This window comes from Streptomyces sp. NPDC050418, from assembly GCF_044458745.1.
In the GTDB taxonomy this organism is placed as follows: Bacteria; Actinomycetota; Actinomycetes; order Streptomycetales; family Streptomycetaceae; genus Streptomyces.
The window spans coordinates 170,662-187,862 of the sequence record NZ_JBITIG010000013.1 but is presented as its reverse complement, the minus strand read 5'-3'; the positions used below and the strand labels follow the sequence as shown (position 1 = coordinate 187,862).

At 70.8% G+C, this 17,201-nt stretch carries 16 protein-coding genes; 9 read left to right on the top strand and 7 right to left on the bottom strand.

Annotated elements, in window-relative coordinates; translation table 11 throughout:
• Nucleotides 1–69: 69 nt before the first annotated feature.
• The 7 genes from ACIBI4_RS29075 to ACIBI4_RS29045 all read left to right on the top strand — a co-directional run bounded on the left by ACIBI4_RS29075 (nt 70) and on the right by ACIBI4_RS29045 (nt 7,258).
• Entirely contained in the window at nt 70–414 is a 345-nt protein-coding gene (locus ACIBI4_RS29075) for a DUF3817 domain-containing protein (protein ID WP_399207085.1), read from the top strand.
• A complete protein-coding gene (locus tag ACIBI4_RS29070; RefSeq protein WP_399207084.1) occupies nt 411–710 on the top strand; it encodes an MTH1187 family thiamine-binding protein in 300 nt (99 codons plus the stop codon). The genes ACIBI4_RS29075 and ACIBI4_RS29070 overlap by 4 nt, the downstream gene beginning before the upstream one ends.
• Nucleotides 711–858: 148 nt before the next feature.
• Entirely contained in the window at nt 859–1,656 is a 798-nt protein-coding gene (locus tag ACIBI4_RS29065; protein ID WP_399207083.1) for a hypothetical protein, read from the top strand.
• A gap of 2 nt (nt 1,657–1,658) precedes the next feature.
• A complete protein-coding gene (locus ACIBI4_RS29060; protein WP_399207082.1) occupies nt 1,659–2,339 on the top strand; it encodes a DUF4166 domain-containing protein in 681 nt (226 codons plus the stop codon).
• An 11-nt stretch (nt 2,340–2,350) separates the two neighbouring features.
• Nucleotides 2,351–3,028, top strand: coding sequence for a TetR/AcrR family transcriptional regulator (locus tag ACIBI4_RS29055; protein WP_399207152.1), 678 nt, complete (start codon nt 2,351–2,353; stop codon nt 3,026–3,028).
• A 441-nt stretch (nt 3,029–3,469) separates the two neighbouring features.
• Nucleotides 3,470–5,293 carry a glycosyltransferase family 2 protein gene (locus tag ACIBI4_RS29050; RefSeq protein WP_399207081.1) on the top strand — a complete coding sequence of 608 codons (1,824 nt, stop codon included), beginning with the start codon at nt 3,470–3,472 and terminating at the stop codon, nt 5,291–5,293.
• A 3-nt stretch (nt 5,294–5,296) separates the two neighbouring features.
• Nucleotides 5,297–7,258, top strand: a complete 1,962-nt coding sequence (locus ACIBI4_RS29045; protein ID WP_399207080.1) for a galactose oxidase-like domain-containing protein — start codon at nt 5,297–5,299, stop codon at nt 7,256–7,258.
• Nucleotides 7,259–7,367: 109 nt separating this feature from the next.
• On the opposite strand, the gene ACIBI4_RS29040 is transcribed toward ACIBI4_RS29045, so the two are convergent.
• The 4 genes from ACIBI4_RS29040 to ACIBI4_RS29025 form a co-directional block, all read right to left on the bottom strand.
• Nucleotides 7,368–8,405: a glycoside hydrolase family 6 protein gene (locus tag ACIBI4_RS29040; protein ID WP_399207079.1), complete on the bottom strand. Its 1,038-nt coding sequence runs from the start codon at nt 8,403–8,405 to the stop codon at nt 7,368–7,370.
• 175 nt (nt 8,406–8,580) lie between these two features.
• A complete protein-coding gene (locus tag ACIBI4_RS29035) occupies nt 8,581–10,281 on the bottom strand; it encodes a methylmalonyl-CoA mutase (protein WP_399207151.1) in 1,701 nt (566 codons plus the stop codon).
• An 83-nt stretch (nt 10,282–10,364) separates the two neighbouring features.
• Nucleotides 10,365–10,706, bottom strand: a complete 342-nt coding sequence (locus ACIBI4_RS29030; protein ID WP_399207078.1) for a DUF3817 domain-containing protein — start codon at nt 10,704–10,706, stop codon at nt 10,365–10,367.
• A gap of 56 nt (nt 10,707–10,762) precedes the next feature.
• The gene (locus ACIBI4_RS29025; protein ID WP_399207076.1) at nt 10,763–11,272 is read right to left on the bottom strand and encodes a MarR family winged helix-turn-helix transcriptional regulator; all 510 of its coding nucleotides are present in this window, start codon (nt 11,270–11,272) and stop codon (nt 10,763–10,765) included.
• 170 nt (nt 11,273–11,442) lie between these two features.
• Between ACIBI4_RS29025 and ACIBI4_RS29020 the strand changes: the two genes are divergently transcribed.
• Complete coding sequence (locus ACIBI4_RS29020; protein WP_399207075.1) at nt 11,443–12,627, top strand: hypothetical protein; 1,185 nt, start codon at nt 11,443–11,445, stop codon at nt 12,625–12,627.
• A gap of 6 nt (nt 12,628–12,633) precedes the next feature.
• On the opposite strand, the gene ACIBI4_RS29015 is transcribed toward ACIBI4_RS29020, so the two are convergent.
• Entirely contained in the window at nt 12,634–13,914 is a 1,281-nt protein-coding gene (locus tag ACIBI4_RS29015; protein ID WP_399207074.1) for an MFS transporter, read from the bottom strand.
• Between the two features lie 106 nt (nt 13,915–14,020).
• On the opposite strand from ACIBI4_RS29015, the gene ACIBI4_RS29010 reads away from it, so the two are divergent.
• Complete coding sequence (locus ACIBI4_RS29010) at nt 14,021–15,004, top strand: DUF5937 family protein (RefSeq protein WP_399207072.1); 984 nt, start codon at nt 14,021–14,023, stop codon at nt 15,002–15,004.
• On the opposite strand, the gene ACIBI4_RS29005 is transcribed toward ACIBI4_RS29010, so the two are convergent.
• Both ACIBI4_RS29005 and ACIBI4_RS29000 read right to left on the bottom strand, forming a co-directional pair.
• Entirely contained in the window at nt 15,001–16,467 is a 1,467-nt protein-coding gene (locus tag ACIBI4_RS29005; RefSeq protein WP_399207071.1) for a sensor histidine kinase, read from the bottom strand. The genes ACIBI4_RS29010 and ACIBI4_RS29005 overlap by 4 nt on opposite strands.
• Nucleotides 16,464–17,165, bottom strand: a complete 702-nt coding sequence (locus tag ACIBI4_RS29000) for a response regulator transcription factor (protein ID WP_399207069.1) — start codon at nt 17,163–17,165, stop codon at nt 16,464–16,466. The genes ACIBI4_RS29005 and ACIBI4_RS29000 overlap by 4 nt, the downstream gene beginning before the upstream one ends.
• Between the last annotated feature and the right edge of the window lie 36 nt (nt 17,166–17,201).

Below are 17,201 nucleotides of genomic sequence, written 5' to 3'. Positions count from 1 at the left end.
TCCGTACCCTGAGAGGGCCCTGAGTCTTTACGACTCCTTTGACTTCCCTGTCTCGAAGGTGCCCTCCCCGTGGACATCAAGACCGCCTCCGCCATCCGCCGCCTGCGACTCGTCTCCGCCGTGGAAGCGGTGTCGTTCCTGCTGCTGCTCCTGTGCTCGGTGCTCAAGCGCACCACCGACTTCAACGCCGTGCCCGTGATGGGTGCGGTGCACGGTGTGCTCGTCGTGCTCTTCCTCGTGTTCCTCGCGGACGCCTGGAACAAGACGAAGTGGGCCGTGAAGCGCCCGCTGATCCTCTTCGTGCTCTCGGTCATCCCCTTCGGCGGTTTCTACGCCGAGAAGATGCTGCGCGCCGAGGAGCGCGACCAGGTCATCGCCTCGCGTGCCCGCCGTGAAGGCGTGGTCGGCGCATGATCGTCGCCTTCTCGGTGACACCGCTGGGTGTCGGTGACGAAGTGGGGGAGTACGTCGCCGACGCCGTACGGGTCGTCCGGGACTCGGGTCTCGCGTACCGCACGGACGCGATGTTCACGTCCGTCGAGGGGGAGACCTGGGACGAGGTGATGGACGTGGTCAAGCGCGCCGTCGCCGCCGTCGAGGCACGGGCCCCGCGGGTGTCCGTGGTGATGAAGGCCGACATCCGGCCGGGGCACACCGACGGTCTGACGAAGAAGGCCGAGACCGTGCAGCGGTATCTGGCCGAGAGCTGAGGCTCGGACCGGACGCCGAGCAAGCGTGGAGAACCCCCGCCCATCAGGGCGGGGGTTTTCTCGTGCCCGGGAGTTGAGCACTCGCTCAAAAATGTGTACCTTCCCTGTTGAGCAGTCGCTCAAGAACGTACTGAGCAGGGAGTTCACCATGGGGGAGACGAAGGGCCTGTACGTCGAGGCGCTGATACGCGCCGACATGGACGACCTCTGGGAGCGCACCCAGAACCCGGTCGAGCACGCCCGCTGGGACCTCCGCTTCGGTGAGATCGACTACCTCCCGAAGGCCGAGGGCGAGCCGCAGCACTTCCGGTACGCCACCCGTCCGCTGCCCTTCCTCACGATCGCCGGCACCGGGATCTCGGCCGGCGAGAAGCGCCGCCCCGACGGCAGCCGCACCTCCGCCCTGCGCTTCTCCTCGCCGCACCCGCTCTCACTCCTGAAGGAGGGCAGCGGCTACTGGCGGTACGTGCCCGAGGAGGGCGGCGTCCGCTTCATCACCGGCTACGACTACACCCCGCGCTGGGGCCGCTTCGGCAAGGCTGCCGACCGTCTCGTGTTCCGCCCGCTGATGGGCTGGGCCACCGCCTGGTCCTTCGACCGGCTGCGGCTCTGGCTGGAGGAGGGCATCACACCGCGCTGGTCGCTGGCGCACTGGCTCACCGAGATGCTCCTGCGGGCCCTGCTGCTGCTCGCCGTGCTCGGCCTGTTCGTCGTGATGGCGCTCCAGCCGCTGCTCATGGGCCTGCTCGCGCTGGTCCACGGCGAGTTCTCATACGGCCTGATCCCGCTGTTCCTCGTGATCGGCGGGCTGCCCGCGGCCATCACGCTCCTGCTCCTGAAGGCGCCGCCGCTGCCCTTCACCCCGGCCGCCCGCCGCTGCGGCCGCACCCCGCGTGCCGAGGCCCGCGCGCCCCGGCTCCTTCGCACGCTCGACCAGGAGAACTGACCATGAGCTCGATCTTCCGCACCGTACTCGGCGCCGAATTCGACCGGCTGCACCCCGAGATGCAGCGCCGCTTCTCGGTCGGTCTGGCGAGCGGCGAGGCATGTTTCGGCACCGGCGTGATGGACCGCATCTGGCACGGGGGCGCCTGGGTCAAGCCGTTCCTCGCGGTCGGCACCACGCGCAACATCCTCGTCCCGCGCGAGGGCCGCCACATCCCGTTCACCATCGAGAACGTGCCGTACACCGACACGTACGGCCGTGAGACCGTCAGCTTCGTGCGCACGTTCAAGCTCCCCGGCGGCCCGCGTCGCTTCGACGCCCAGATGGTGCTCGGCCCGCGGGGCGACCGGATCCTCGACTACCTCGGCACGCACCAGCACCTGGCCTCCGACCTGCACCTCTCGGTGGACGGCCGGGGCGGCCTGGTGATCCGTTCCGGCATCCACCGCTTCCGTGAGGGCCGCCTCGACATGCGCGTGCCCGAGCTGATCGGCGGCGACGCGGAGGTACGCGAACACTACGACGAGCAGGCCGGACGGTTCCGTATCCGCGTGCGCGTCACCAACCGCCGCTTCGGACCGCTCTTCGGCTACGAGGGCTCGTTCACCGCGCGCTACACCGACGTCGGCCGCTGCGGCGTCCGCGCGGGCCTGCGCCCCGTACGCGAGGAGGCCCGCGCGTGACACCCCGCGCCATCAGCGCCTCGGCCAAGGAGAAGGCGGCCCGGGACAAGGCCGCCAAGAGCGCCGAGACAAAGCAGAAGCTGATCGAGGGCGCCCTGCGCACCCTCGTCGAGCAGGGCATCGCCAAGGCGTCCGCGCGCACCATCGCGACCGCGGCCGGCGTCAACCAGGCGCTGGTCTTCTACCACTTCGGGTCCGTCGACGAACTGCTCGCCGAGACCTGCCGCCATGCCTCCGAGCAGCGCGTGGCGCTCTACCGCGAGCGGCTCGACCGTATCGACACCCTCGCGGACCTGCTGGTCTTCGGCCGCGAGATGCATGAGCAGGAGAGCGCCGACGGCCATGTCGCCGTCCTCGCCCAGCTCCTCGCCGGCGCCCAGACCCACGCGCCTCTCGCCCCGGCGACCGCGGCCGGTCTCGAGCTGTGGATCGCCGAGATCGAGAAGGTGCTCGTTCGCGTCCTGTCCGCGAGCCCGCTCGGCGAGTTCGCGGATCCGGTCGGACTCGCGCGTGCGGTGAGTGCCTCGTTCGTCGGTATCGAGCTCTACGAAGGGGTCGATCCCGCGGGCGCCGAGCGTGCGCTGGCGGCCCTTGAACAGCTGTCCGTGCTGGTCGCGGCGGTGGAGGAGCTCGGTCCGATCGCCCAGCGCGCGGTGCGGCACCGGCTGCGCAGGTCCGTGCGCGGCTAAGAGCCTGTTTCCGAACCCCCGCCTGCGCCCCGACGCCCGGCACGCGCCCCCAAGCTCTCAACTTCGTTCGAGCAGGGAGGTGCCCCCTTCGCCGCACGGCGCCCCAGGACCGGTGGCTCCGCCACAGGACCTGGACCGCCGCACGCCGAGAGCACGCACCGAACGCCGCTGCGCCGTCCTCCGGACGAACGACGGGGGTTCGGAAACAGGCTCTAAGGAGCAACTGGCCGCGTTCGCAGGCGGTCTGCCGTCCGCGCCCCTGCGCATCACCTCGGCGAGTGCGCAACTCACGAACCCTGACCGGCCCTCCGTCCAGGATCAAAAAGCGCACGCTCGGCCCTCTACGGTCTCCCTCCGGTCGACACGCCCGGATTTCTCCTCTTTTGTTGGGGTATTGGCTCGTTCGATCAGGGCGACGGGACCGATCCAGAGGAGGGCGCTGTGCGGCCGGAGGGCTACGACTACGACACCCACAGCCGGATAGCCGGGCCGCTCACCGAGCCCGACGGAGCCGCCTACCGGGTGCAGTACACCAAGCTCCTCTCGCGTGAGCCGCACCGAATACGAGCCGTCCTCCTGATGACGCTCGCACCGGTGCTCACCGGCATCCTGCTCGTCTACCTGGTCTGGCCCACGCACTGGACCCAGCGCGAGGGCGGCGACCGCTGGCTCGTCTATCTCGACGCCACGATGCTCGTGGCGATCGGACTGATCGAGCTGTTCATGGTGGTCAACGTGGTCTCCATCGCCCACGCGACGATGGTCGCCCGCGACCCGGTCCCCGTACGGGCCGAACCCGGCACCCGCGTCGCCTTCCTGACGACGTACGTGCCCGGCAAGGAACCCCTCGCCATGGTGCGGGGCACCCTCGAAGGCGCCGTGACGATACGTCACGACGGTCTCCTGGACGTCTGGCTGCTCGACGAGGGCGACGACCCCGAGGCCAAGGCGCTCTGCGCCGAACTGGGCGTGCGCCACTTCACCCGCAAGGGCATACCCGAGTGGAACCGCGACAAGGGCGTCCACAAGGCGAAGACCAAGCACGGCAACTACAACGCCTGGCTGGCGATGCACGGCAAGGACTACGAGTTCTTCGCCTCCGTCGACACCGACCACGTGCCGATGCCCAACTTCCTGGAGCGGATGCTCGGCTATTTCCGCGACCCGGACATCGCCTTCGTCGTCGGACCGCAGGTGTACGGCAACTACAACCCCGCCGTCACCAAGGCCGCCGAGTCCCAGCAGTTCCTCTTCCACGCGCTGATCCAGCGCGCGGGCAACCGCTACCGCGCCCCGATGTTCGTGGGCACCAACAACGCCGTACGCATCAGTGCCGTCAAGCAGGTCGGCGGGCTCTACGACTCGATCACCGAGGACATGGCCACCGGCTTCGAACTGCACCGCACGAAGAACCCGCTCACCGGCCACCACTGGCGCTCCGTCTACACCCCGGACGTGCTCGCGGTCGGCGAGGGCCCGGAGTCCTGGACCGACTTCTTCACCCAGCAGATGCGCTGGTCGCGCGGCACGTACGAGACGCTGTTCAAGCAGTACTGGAAGGCGCCTTTCCGGATGCCGTTCGGGCGGCTCTTCAACTACTCGCTGATGCTCGTCTACTACCCCATGACGGCCGTCAACTGGGTGCTCGGCATCCTCAGTTGCGTCCTGTTCCTGTGGTTCGGCGCGTCCGGCACCCAGGTCGCCGCGTCGATCTGGCTGATGCTCTACAGCGACGCGGCCGCACTCCAGGTCGGCCTCTACCTGTGGAACCGCCGGCACAACGTCTCCCCGCACGAACCCGAGGGCTCCGGCGGACTCGCGGGCATGGCGATGTCCGCGCTCTCCGCGCCGATCTACGCCAAGTCGCTGGGTGAGGCGGTCCTGCGCCGCCCCAGCCGCTTCGTGGTCACGCCCAAGGGCGGCGACGCCTCACCGGACCGGCTGCTCACCTTCCGTATCCACCTCATGTGGGCCACGATCCTCGCCACCTCCCTCGTCGCGTCCTTCGTGCTCGGCCACACCCATGTGGCGATGCGCACCTGGGCGGTGCTCGCGCTCGTGATCTCGCTGGCGCCGGTGGTCGTCTGGGCCTTCGGGGAGATACGGCGCAAGCGCATGGTGCGCGCCGGCGGACCCGAGCCCGCGCTCGCCGTGAGCGGCGCGGCGGCGGCCTCCGCAGCGGCCGCCGCGCCGGCCCCCGCACCCTCCCCGGCCAGTGTCTCCACCGGCTCCACCGTTTCCAGCAGCTCGACAGGAGGAAACTGACCGATGCCGTACTACTCACCGAGCAAGCGGCAGAAGAAGACGGTGATGGGCGTCGGAGCCGTCGTCATCCTGGCCGGACTCAACGCACCGGCCGCGGTCGGTTTCGCCGAGGAGCAGTACCACGAGTACAAGATCTCGCAGCCCGGCTACAAGGCGAAGTACGGCTCCTGGAACACGGTCGACGTGCCCGAGGAGTTCCGTACGAACGCCATTCACGCGGCCCTTCTGCACACCGGAAAGGTGCTGATCGTCGCCGGTTCGGGCAACAGCCAGAAGAACTTCGACGCCGGCACCTTCGATACCATCCTGTGGAACCCGGCCGACGACTCCTTCAAGAAGATCCCCACCCCCGAGGACTTCTTCTGCTCCGGCCACACCCAGCTCCCCGACGGCCGGCTCCTGGTGGCCGGGGGCACCGCCCGCTACGAGGTGCTCGACGGTGCGGTGACCCGGGCCGGCGGTCTGATGCGGGTGAAGAACGAGAGCCCGGACAAGGAGGTGACCCTCAAGAAGGGCACGCGCTTCCGCTCGCCCACGGGCAAGACCTACATCAGCCAGTTCGACGTCAAGATCCCCAAGGCGAAACGCACCTTCGAGAAGTCGTACACCAAGAGCGGGGTGATGAAGCCCTGGAAGACCAAGGTGAAGGCCGCCGAGGAACGCGTCTTCGTGGAGGCGGCCGAAGAGGGCGACGCCTCGGTCACCGAGAAGCAGGCGCAGTACGAGATCGAGGGGCTCAGGGGCAAGGACGCGGACAACGTCTACGGCCTCACCGAGAAGATCGACATGGAGAAGCAGGACTTCCAGGGCATCCGGGCCGCCTACGAGTTCGACCCGGTGGCCGAGAAGTACATCCCGGTCGATCCGATGGCGAAGGCCCGCTGGTACCCGACGCTCGTCACGCTCCAGGACGGCAAGGTGCTCGCGGTCTCCGGACTCGACGAGGTCGGCGTGGTCGACCCCGGCGACAACGAGATCTACGACCCGGCGACGAAGAAGTGGAAGAAGGGACCGTTCCGCTACTTCCCGACCTATCCCGCCCTCTTCCTCACCAAGGGCGGCAAGCTCTTCTACCCGGCCTCCAACGCCGGCTACGGGCCCGCCGAGAAGGGCCGCGAGCCGGGCCTGTGGGACCTGGAGAACAACACCTTCGAGAAGGTCCCGGGCCTGGAGGACATGGACCAGACCGAGACCTCGGCCTCGCTGCTCCTGCCGCCCGCCCAGGACCAGAAGGTGATGATCCTCGGCGGCGGCGGGGTCGGCGAGTCCGACAAGGCGACCGCGCGCACCGCCGTGATCGACCTGAAGGAGGACGACCCGGAGTTCCGCACCGGGCCCGATCTCCCGCAGGGCACGCGCTACCTGAACAGCGTGATCATGCCGGACGACACCGTCTTCACCAGCGGCGGCTCGTACGACTACCGCGGGCGCGGCGCGTCCAACATCCTCAAGGCGCAGTTCTACGACCCCTCGGCGGACCGCTTCTTCACGGCGGCCGACCCCTCCGTGGGCCGCAACTACCACTCCGAGGCGCTGCTGCTGCCCGACGGACGCGTGGCGACCTTCGGCTCCGACTCGCTCTTCGGCGACAAGGACAACACCAAGCTCGGCAAGTTCGAGCAGCGGATGGAGGTCTACACACCGCCGTACCTCTACCGGGACAAGGCGGACCGGCCGCAGCTGAGCAATGGGCCGCGGGAGCCGGACGGGAAGGGGCGGGCGACCTTCGAGTCGGCCGATCCCTCGAAGATCGTGAAGGCCCGGCTGATGCGGCCCAGCGCGGTCACGCACACGACGGATGTCGAGCAGCGTTCCATCGCGCTCGACCTGAAGAAGTCCGGGAACTCCGTCACCGTCACGGTCCCCGAGGACCGGACGCTGGTGCCGCCCGGCTGGTACATGGTCTTCGGCGTGGACGGTGAAGGCACGCCGTCCGAGGCGCAGTGGATCCACGTGGCGAAGTAGCCACCCCAGGTGGCACAGCGGTCACCCCCATACGAAACGGCCCGTTCCTCTGGCGAGAGGGAACGGGCCGTTTCCTGTGCCGCCTGCTCCGGTTGCGGCGCGGGCGGACCTACTTGCTGTTGCGCGCCAGGCCGAGCGCGTACTCCGGCCACCACTTCCCGGCCGCCGGGCCGCCCCGGCACTCGCCGTCCGACTCGCCGGGACGCTTGATCCACAGGAACGCGTCGACGAGCGGGTCGCCCGTCTTCGTCGTGGGCGCGGCGCCGAGCGCGCGGCCGGGCGGGTTGCACCAGGCATCGGTGCCGCTGCCGGGCAGGGGGCCGTTGCCGTTACGGCTGGTGTCGATCACGAAGGGCTTGTCGCCGACGAGCGCGGAGAGCTTGCGGCCGTACGCGATGTTCTCCGCGGTCGGCTGGAAGTTGGACACGTTCAGCGCGAAGCCGTCGGCCTCGGCGATACCCGCGCGCCACAGCGGCTGGGCGATGTTGCCGGGGTTCGTGATCCACTCCGGGTTGCCCGCGTCGAGGTAGACCTTGGTGTTCTTCTGCTGCTTGAGCCGCTTCACGGCCTCCGACATCAGCCGGTAGCGCTGCTCGTGGTACTCGGCGGGGGTGCAGCCGTCGGCGACGTGCGGCAGCGCGTCGGGCTCCAGGATGACGATGGCCTTCTTGTCCTCGATGTTGTCGGCGAAGGCGCCGAGCCACTGCCGGTAGAAGGCCTCGCTGTGCGCACCGCCGGCCGAGTGCTGGCCGCAGTCGCGGTGCGGGATGTTGTACGCGACGAGGACCATCGTGCTCCCGGTCTTCGCCGCCCCGTCGCGTGCCGCCCGGATCTGCCAGCCGGGCTCGTCGCCCGCGGGCCAGACGGCGAGCGGCCGGTCGGCGATCCGCCGCAGCAGCGCGGCGTCCGCGGCGCGGCCGCTGTTCTCCCACTGCTCGATCTGCTGGGCGGCCGGACTGTCCGGATCCACCCAGAAGGGCTGCGCGGCGGGCGCCGGTTTGGGAGGGGAGACGAACCCCGCCTCGCGGGCGTCGGTGGCCTGGCCGGCGTTGCCGCCGGAGCAGGCGGCGGTCAGGGCGGCACAGGCGCTGACAGCGACGGCGATGGCCGGCCTGCCGCGGAAGGTGCGGGCTTTGCGGGCGATCATCCGGACCCCTTGGAGGACGGCGCACGGGAACCGGGCAATCGTTACATAACGGTTGAAGATCGGCAGGACATGACACCGGGGTGAGCATCGGCAGGACATGACACCGAGGGCGCCCCCGTCAGGAGGGGCGCCCTCGGTCGTCCGTGAGGATCATGAAGTGGTGCGAGGCGCGGGCTCAGAACCCGGCGGGCTCCGTGTACACGCCCCACTCGTCCCGCAGCACACCGCAGATCTCGCCCAGCGTGGCCTCGGCCCGTACCGCCTCGATCATCGGGACGATCATGTTGGAGCCGTCCCGCGCGGCGGCGAGCATCGCCTGCAGCGCCGCCTGCACTGCGGCGTCGTCCCGGCCGGCCTTGCGGTCGCCGAGGATGCGCACCTGCTCGCGCTCGACCTCGTGCGAGACCCGCAGGATCTCCAGGTCGCCGGTGACCGAGCCGTCGTGGCAGTTCACGCCCACGACCCGCTTCTCGCCCTTCTCCAGGGCGCGCTGGTACTGGAAGGCCGACTCGGCGATCTCGCCGGTGAACCAGCCGTCCTCGATCCCGCGCAGAATTCCGGAGGTGATCGGGCCGATCGGGTGCTGCCCGTCCGGGTGGGCGCGCAGACCGCGCTCCTTGATCTGCTCGAAGATCTTCTCGGCGTCCGCCTCGATCCGGTCGGTCAGCTGCTCGATGTACCAGGAGCCGCCCAGCGGGTCCGCCACGTTGGCGACGCCGGTCTCCTCCATGAGCACCTGCTGCGTGCGCAGCGCGATCTCGGCGGCCTGCTCGCTCGGCAGCGCGAGGGTCTCGTCGAGCGCGTTGGTGTGCAGCGAGTTCGTGCCGCCGAGCACCGCCGCGAGCGCCTCCACCGCCGTACGTACGACGTTGTTGTACGGCTGCTGCGCGGTCAGCGAGACACCGGCGGTCTGCGTGTGGAAGCGGAGCCACTGGGCCTTGTCGGTCTTCGCCCCGTAGACCTCCTTCATCCAGCGCGCCCAGATCCGGCGCGCGGCGCGGAACTTGGCGATCTCCTCGAAGAAATCCACGTGCGCGTCGAAGAAGAAGGACAGGCCGGGCGCGAAGACGTCCACGTCCAGACCGCGGGAGAGGCCCAGCTCCACGTAACCGAAGCCGTCGGCGAGCGTGTACGCCAGCTCCTGCGCGGCCGTCGCCCCGGCCTCGCGGATGTGGTAGCCGGAGACGGAGAGCGGCTTGTACGCGGGGATCCCGGCGGAGGTGTACTCCATGAGGTCGCCGATCAGACGCAGATGAGGCTCCGGCTGGAAGAGCCACTCCTTCTGCGCGATGTACTCCTTGAAGATGTCCGTCTGCAGCGTGCCGTTGAGCACCGCCGGGTCCACGCCCTGGCGCTCGGCCGCGACCAGGTACATGCAGAAGACCGGGACGGCGGGACCGCTGATGGTCATCGACGTCGTGACGTCCCCGAGCGGGATGTCCTTGAACAGGACCTCCATGTCGGCGGCCGAGTCGATCGCGACACCGCAGTGCCCGACCTCGCCGAGCGAGCGCGGCTCGTCGGAGTCGCGGCCCATCAGCGTCGGCATGTCGAACGCGACGGACAGACCGCCGCCGCCGTTCGCCAGGATCATCTTGTAGCGCTCGTTGGTCTGCTCGGCGTTGCCGAAGCCCGCGAACTGGCGGATGGTCCAGGTCCGGCCGCGGTAGCCCGTCGGGTGCAGACCGCGCGTGTACGGGTACTCGCCGGGCCAGCCGATGCGCTCGAAGCCCTCGTAGGTGTCGCCCGGGCGGGGCCCGTAGACCGGATCGACCGGGTCGCCGGAGAGCGTGGTGAAGTCGGCGTCCCGCTTGCGGGCCTTGTCGTACCGGGCCTGCCAGCGACGGCGGCCCTCTTCGATCGCGTCAGCGTCCATGCTTCCCATGCCTTCGAATTTACTAGGACGTCCTAGTAAATGTCGATGGCCGACCCCCTGTGGTCACGCCCACAGGGGGTGGATCAGGCCTTGGCGACCGCGGCGTCCGAGTCCTCGGTGAAGACCGGCTCCAGCTCGCGGGAGATCTTGCGCTCGACGAAGAACGCGGCGGTCGGGATCGTGCCCGCGATCAGCACCCACAGCTGCTTGCCGACCGGCCACTTGGCCTTGGAGCCCAGGTCGAAGGCGAACACCAGGTACACGACGTACAGCCAGCCGTGCGCGATGCTGACGACCTTGGTGAAGTCCGCGGCGGCGTCCATGTCCAGGGCGTACTTGCCGATCATGCCGAGGGTCAGCAGGACGAGCAGGACACCCGTGATGTAGGCGAGGGCGCGGTAGCGGGTCAGGACGCTCTTCTTCATACGGACGAGGGTAGCCGTCCGGTTTGCGTGATCTTTGCGCGGGTGTGCAGGCCCCTTCAGCGCTCCTCGAAGTCCGCGGCCGCCACCCGCAGCGGCCGCAGCATCGCGAAGATCTCGCCGCACTCCTCCGCGTCGTACACCCCGAGCCCGAAGTCCATCGCCATCAGGTCGCGCGTCGCGCTCTCCACGACCTCGCGGCCCTTGTCGGTGATCGAGGCGAGGGTGCCGCGGCCGTCGTTGGGATTGGGGCGCTTGGCGACAAGGCCCGACTTCACCAGCCGGTCGACGGTGTTGGTCACCGAGGTCGGATGCACCATGAGCCGCTCGCCGATCTTCGACATCGGCAACTCGCCCGCCTGCGAGAACGTGAGCAGCACCAGCGCCTCGTACCGCGCGAACGTCAGCCCGTACGGCTTGACCACCGCGTCGACCTCGGCGAGCAGGATCTGCTGGGCGCGCATGATCGAGGTGATGGCGGCCATGGAGGGCACCGTCCCCCAGCGCTGCTTCCAGAGTTCGTCGGCTCGGGCGATGGGGTCGAAGCGGAGGCTGAGGGGCTTGGACACGCCCCCGACCTTACCGGGCGGTCACATCGTGGCCAGAGGTGTCTCGCAGTTCGGTCCTTCCGTACGGTCCTTGGGGCGGTCCTAGGTCGGTCCGTGGCGGCGGAGGGACAGGCGGGGGACCGTCCGCGCGTCTGTTTTGTGCGGATTATCCGGTGATCTATACAGGCCGCATGAATGCGAAGCCCTCTGTCGCCGGCCGTGCCTTTGCCCTCTCGGCCGCGGCCACCGCCGCACTGGCCCTGGCCGGCGGTCTGGCCGTGAGTGTCACGACGGACAGCGCGGCGGCGGCCGTGGACCCCGGCGGGACCAGTGCGGCGCTGATCGATCTGACCGTCTCGGATGTCCCCGCGCTGGAGCACGAGGCCTTCTCCGGCGTCTACGGCACCGCGGGCTCGCCCGAGCTCAACTCGGCGCCCGACACAGGCGACTTCTCCGACCCCGACGGAGTCACCGCGTACTACAGCGACGGCACCCACGCGGTCACCACCTCGCGTACCGACGGCAAGCACTACGCGAAGGTGGACGCGACCGCACTCGTCGTGGAGCTGAACGGCACGGAGTTCCTGCGCACGCCGTCGGGTGCGGCGGGCTCCCTCAACACGTACGCCGAGTGCACGCCGCCTCCCACCGGCCCCTATGCCCTGGCGTACGCGCGCACGGCGGGCCAGCAGATCGAGGTGCTCGGACGCCTGGTCGACCTGGGCACCACGGAGCTGGACGTCACCGGGGCGGACCTCGGCCGGCCGGAACTCGGCCCGAGCACGCTGACCGTCGAGTTCACCCAGCACCAGGTCCCGGCGAGCGGTGCCCAGACTCCCGGCGCGTACAGCGCCGAGGCCTGGTTCGACGTCGCCGTGACCGGCACCCTGAAGGACACCGGCGGCGCCACCGTCTACACCGGCCCGATCACCAAGGTGCGCCTGGGCGAGGTCCACGCCGACTGTTCCCCGGCCACTTCGCCTACACCGACTGATTCGCCTACGCCTACGCCGACGGATTCGCCGACGCCGACACCGACGGATTCGCCGACGCCTACGCCTACGCCGACCGACCCGCCGACCCCGACCGACCCGCCGACCCCGACCGACCCGCCGACCCCGACCGACCCGCCGACCTCGACGGCCCCCCCGACCCCCACGGACCCCCCGACCACCCCCACGCCGACCGCGACCGAGTCCACGTGGACGCCCGATCCGGAGCCGAGTCCGAGCCGGAGTGAGCTGGCGGAGACCGGTGCGGGTGACTCGTCGGGCGGGACGGCGGCCGGTGTCGTCGGCGCGGCGGCAGGGCTGCTTCTCCTGGGCGGTGCCGCGTTGTTCGCGGGGCGCCGGCGTACCCACCGGGGCCGCCACTGACCGGCGTCAGCCGGTGGACAGCGGGGAAGTCACGCTCTGTGGTGCGTGACCGTCGGGCCGGGCGCCGGCCCGACGGGCTTCCCATACGAGGAGTGCGGAGACGGCCGTGCCGAGGACGCCCGCGCCCGTGACCACGTGGTGGACCGGCCAGAACTCGGCGGCCAGGCCCGCGAGGGCCATGCCCGCGCCCTGGACCGTCATCAGGCCGGCGGTCATCAGCGTCATGGCGCGGCCGCGCAGGTACTCGGGGACGGTCGCCACGAACCACTGGTCGAGCCCGAGGACGTAGGCGCCGCCCGCCCCGGCGAGCATGAGGAGCAGCAGCGTGACGCCGAGGCCGGGCGCCATCACGTAGCCGATATAGGGGAGCAGGCCCACCGCGGCGATGGGGAACACGATGCGCGAGCGGGTGTGCGCGCTCAGGCGGGTGCCCACCCACAGTTCGGCCGCGATGTGCCCGACGGGCATCGCGCACATCATCAGGCCGAGCGCCGCCGGGCCCGCGCCGATGTGCGCGGCGTACGGGGCGGCCAGTGCCTCGGGGGCGACGATGAACATGGCGGGCAGCCAGAAGAGCAGGATCTGGGCGCGCATCCGGCGGTCCGCGAAGACCATCCGGGCGCCGGCCAGGGACTCGCGCATCAGGGTCGCGCCGCCGCGGGCCCGGGCGGGACGTGCCTTCGTGCCGAAGCGCAGCAGGGCGGCCGAGGCGAGGAAGGTGCCGAGTGTGAGGGTGATCGCGCCGCGCGGCGAGACGATCGTGAGCAGGATGCCGCCGACGCCGAACCCGGCGAGCTGGGCGCTCTGCGAGACGATCCGCAGGATCGAGCGGCCGAGGACGTACAGCTCGCCCTCGCCGAGGATGTCGGTGAGCGCGGCCATCCGTGTACCGGTGAAGACCGGGGCGACGGCGGCGATCAGGACGCGCAGCGCGAGCAGCGCGGCGACCGGGGTGCCCGGCACGATCATCACGGCGACGCACGCGGCGCAGATCAGATCGCAGACGACGAGGACGCGGCGGGCCGGGTAGCGGTCGGCGATACCGGCGAACAGCGTGCCGCCGACGAGGTAGGGGAGCATGCCGAGCGCGAAGGTGAGGGCGCTGAGCAGCGGTGATTCGGTGAGCTCGTAGACGAGCACGGTCAGCGCGATCTCGCTGACGATCACGCCGAGCAGCGAGAGCAGATGGGCGGCGAAGACGGCGCGGAATTCCTTGACGCGGAAGACGGCGCCGTACCCCTGGGACGGGGCGGCTTCGGGGGTGGTGGCGCTGGTCTCGGTCGACATGTACGGCAGCCTGGCGTGCCCGTCGCGTACGGCTAAGACTTTCGGCTCAGGCCGAATCTTCGTACGCTCGGGGCCGTTACGGTCTTCCCAGGAGACGGGTCGGGGCATGCCCTTTCATCTGCACTTCGGTGAGCACGACCTGCTGCACTGCCGGTTCGCGATCTCGCCGATCTGGGAGACGCAGGCGGCGATCGGCATGCTCACGCGGCCCGCGAGCCACGGCTACCACCTGCCGTGGCTGCGCCGGATCAAGGACGCGGCGGCCGAACTCGACCTCGCGCCCGTTCTGCGCCTGATGCCGCAGCGCGGCCGCAACCCGGACTTCTGGTGCCCGCCGCCGACGAGCGCGCTCGCCACCTTCGAGGAGGAGCTGGCGCGGGTGCGGGCGACACCCGCCGAGGACGCGTACACCGATCTCCGTCTGACCCTGGTCGAGCAGCCGGGCGCCGTCGAGAGCGCGCTGGGACGGCGGCTGCTTGCCGATCCGGCAGCCGCCGTGCAGTTCCTGGCCGACCGCCTCGAACAGGCCTGGCACCGCCTGATCGCCCCCGAGTGGCCGCGCCTGCGCGCGCTGCTCGAAGCGGACGTCGCGTACCACTCGCGGGTGCTCGCGGCCGTCGGATTCCGCGAGCTGCTCGGCGAGTTGAACCCCAACCTGCGCTGGGAGGGCTCGACCCTGACCGTCGTCAGCAGCATGGGCGAGTACGAGCGCACGCTGCACGGCGAGGGGCTGGTCCTGATGCCCTCGGTGTTCACCTGGCCCAACGTGGTCAGCGGCCAGGAGGAGCCGTGGCGGCCCGCGATCATCTACCCGGCGCGCGGCATCGGCGGCCTGTGGAGCGACGAGGGCGACCGGACCCCCGACGCCCTCGCCCGCCTCCTAGGCCGCGCCCGCGCCGACGTCCTCTGCGCACTCACGGACCCCGCGAGCACCTCCGCACTCGCCCTCCGCCTCGCCCTCGCGCCCTCCTCTGTCTCCGCGCACCTGTCCGCACTGAAGGGGGCGGGGCTGCTGGTCTCGCGCCGCTACGGGCATCAAGTCCTGTACGAGCGGACGCCGTTGGGAATCGCGCTGGCAGGTGCCGCTTAGGTCGCCGTGCGGACCGACGGCCCCGGAAACGTCAGGCGGAACAGGGCGCCCCCACCAGGCGCCTGCTCCGCCGTCAGGTCCGCCGCGTGCGCACGGGCGATCTGGCGGGCCATCGCGAGCCCGAGACCCGAACCGGGCAGGGCGCGTGCGGACTCCGCGCGGTAGAAGCGGTCGAAGACGTACGGGAGGTCCTCGGGCCGGATGCCGGGGCCGTGGTCGCGGACCGTCACCTCGTGCGCGGTCACCGCGATCTCGACGGGACCGCCCGGCGGCGAGAACTTCGCCGCGTTGTCGAGGAGGTTCGTCAGGAGCCGGGACAGGCGCACCGGGATGCCCGGGAAGGTGACGGCCGCGGCGGCCGAGGTCTCGTCCACGGTGAAGGCGACGGCGGGCCAGTGGGTGCGGGCGGCCTCGACGGCGTGCGCGACCAGGGCGGCGGGGCGCACCTCTTCGAGCAGCGGATGCGGCTCCTCGTCGCGCGCGAGCTCGATCAGATCGTTGACGAGTCCTGTGACTTCGCGCAGCTGACGGCCGAGCGCCTGCGCGGCGCGGTCGCGCTGGGCGGGGGTCAGCCGGTCGGCGCGGGCCAGGAGTTCGGCGTTCGTGCGCAGCGCCGTGAGCGGGGTGCGCAATTCGTGCGAGGCGTCGGCGACGAGGCGGCGCTGGGCCGTCACCGACTGTTCGAGCTCGCCGAGCATCGTGTTGAACGTGGCCGCGAGCCGGGTCACCTCGTCCTCGCGCCCCGCGGGCCCCGGCGGCAGCTCGATGCGGTGGCGGGCGTCGCGGGTGGCCGCGATCCGCTCGGCGGTGGCGGTGAGCCGCGTGACGGGCGCGAGCGCCGTCCGCGAGACCCAGTACCCGGCCGCGGCCGCGAGCAGCACCCCGGCCGCACCGACGAGCGCGAGCAGTGTCGCGGCCTGGCGCACCCCGCGGTCGGCGACGTCGGCGCGCAGGGCGACCTGGAGGGCGGTGCCGTCGCGTGAGGGCACGGTGTACATCCGGGCCGGATGGCCTTCGAGCCGGAAGTTCGTGTAGTACGCGGCGTGCCGTCCCGCCGCCACCTGGCGGGTCGTGCGCGCCACGGGCAGCAGATACGGATCCGAGGCACCGGAGGCGTACGGCTTGGACGGGTCGTCCGCCTCGTCCGCGGGCACCCGCTGCACACACGCGGGCGCGCCCAGATAGCGGCACTCGCCCGTGTAGACCCCCGGGCCCTCGTCGTCGTACTGCTGGGCGATCAGCGTCGCCGACTGGGCGAGGTTCTGGTCGAGCTGCTGGTACAGCTTGAAGCGGATCACGAAGAACGCGGCCGTGCAGATCCCGATCGCCACCAGCGCCACCGCGGCCGTCGCGGCCAGCGCGAGCCGGGTCCGCAGCGGACGGCGGCGACGCCAGCGGGCCCCCAGCGCGTGCGCGGGCCCGGCGTCGCGCACCCCGGATCCGCGCCCGCGCTCCCCGCTCACGCCACGTCCAGGCGGTAGCCGACGCCGTGCACGGTGTGGACGAGCCGAGGCTCGCCGCCCGCTTCGAGCTTGCGCCGCAGGTAACCCACGTAGACGGCGAGCGAGTTGGAGTCCGGGCCGAAGTCCTGACCCCAGACGCGCTCCAGGAGCAGTTCGCGCGGCAGGGTCTGGCCCGGGCTGAGCAGCAGCTGCTCCAGGAGCGCGAACTCCGTGCGGCTGAACTCCAGCGGCCGCCCCGCCCGCTGTCCCGTGCGCGTCGCGGGATCCGCGGTGAGGTCCGCGAAGGACAGCAGCCCGCCCGCGGCGGCCGGATCGGGGGCGACCCGGCGCAGCAACGCCCGGACGCGCGCTGCCAGTTCGTCCAGCGCGAAGGGCTTGACCAGGTAGTCGTCGGCGCCCGCGTCGAGCCCGTCCACGCGCTCGCTCACCGAGCCGAGCGCGGTCAGGACGAGGACGGGCGTACGGTCGCCGAGCGCGCGGAGCCGCCGGCAGAGCGCGAGCCCGTCCATCACCGGCATCATCACGTCCGCCACGATCGCGTCCGGCTGCCAGGCCGCCACCTCGGACAGCGCCGTCAGTCCGTCCGCGGCGCCCCGCACCTCGTATCCCTCGACCATGAGCCCGTCCTCGACGGCGGCCCGCACCTCGGGCTCGTCGTCGACGACAAGGATGCGGGCCGGCCCGCCGAGAACTGTCATGCACCAAAGAGTGCCAAACCGGGCTCTTAGAACCCT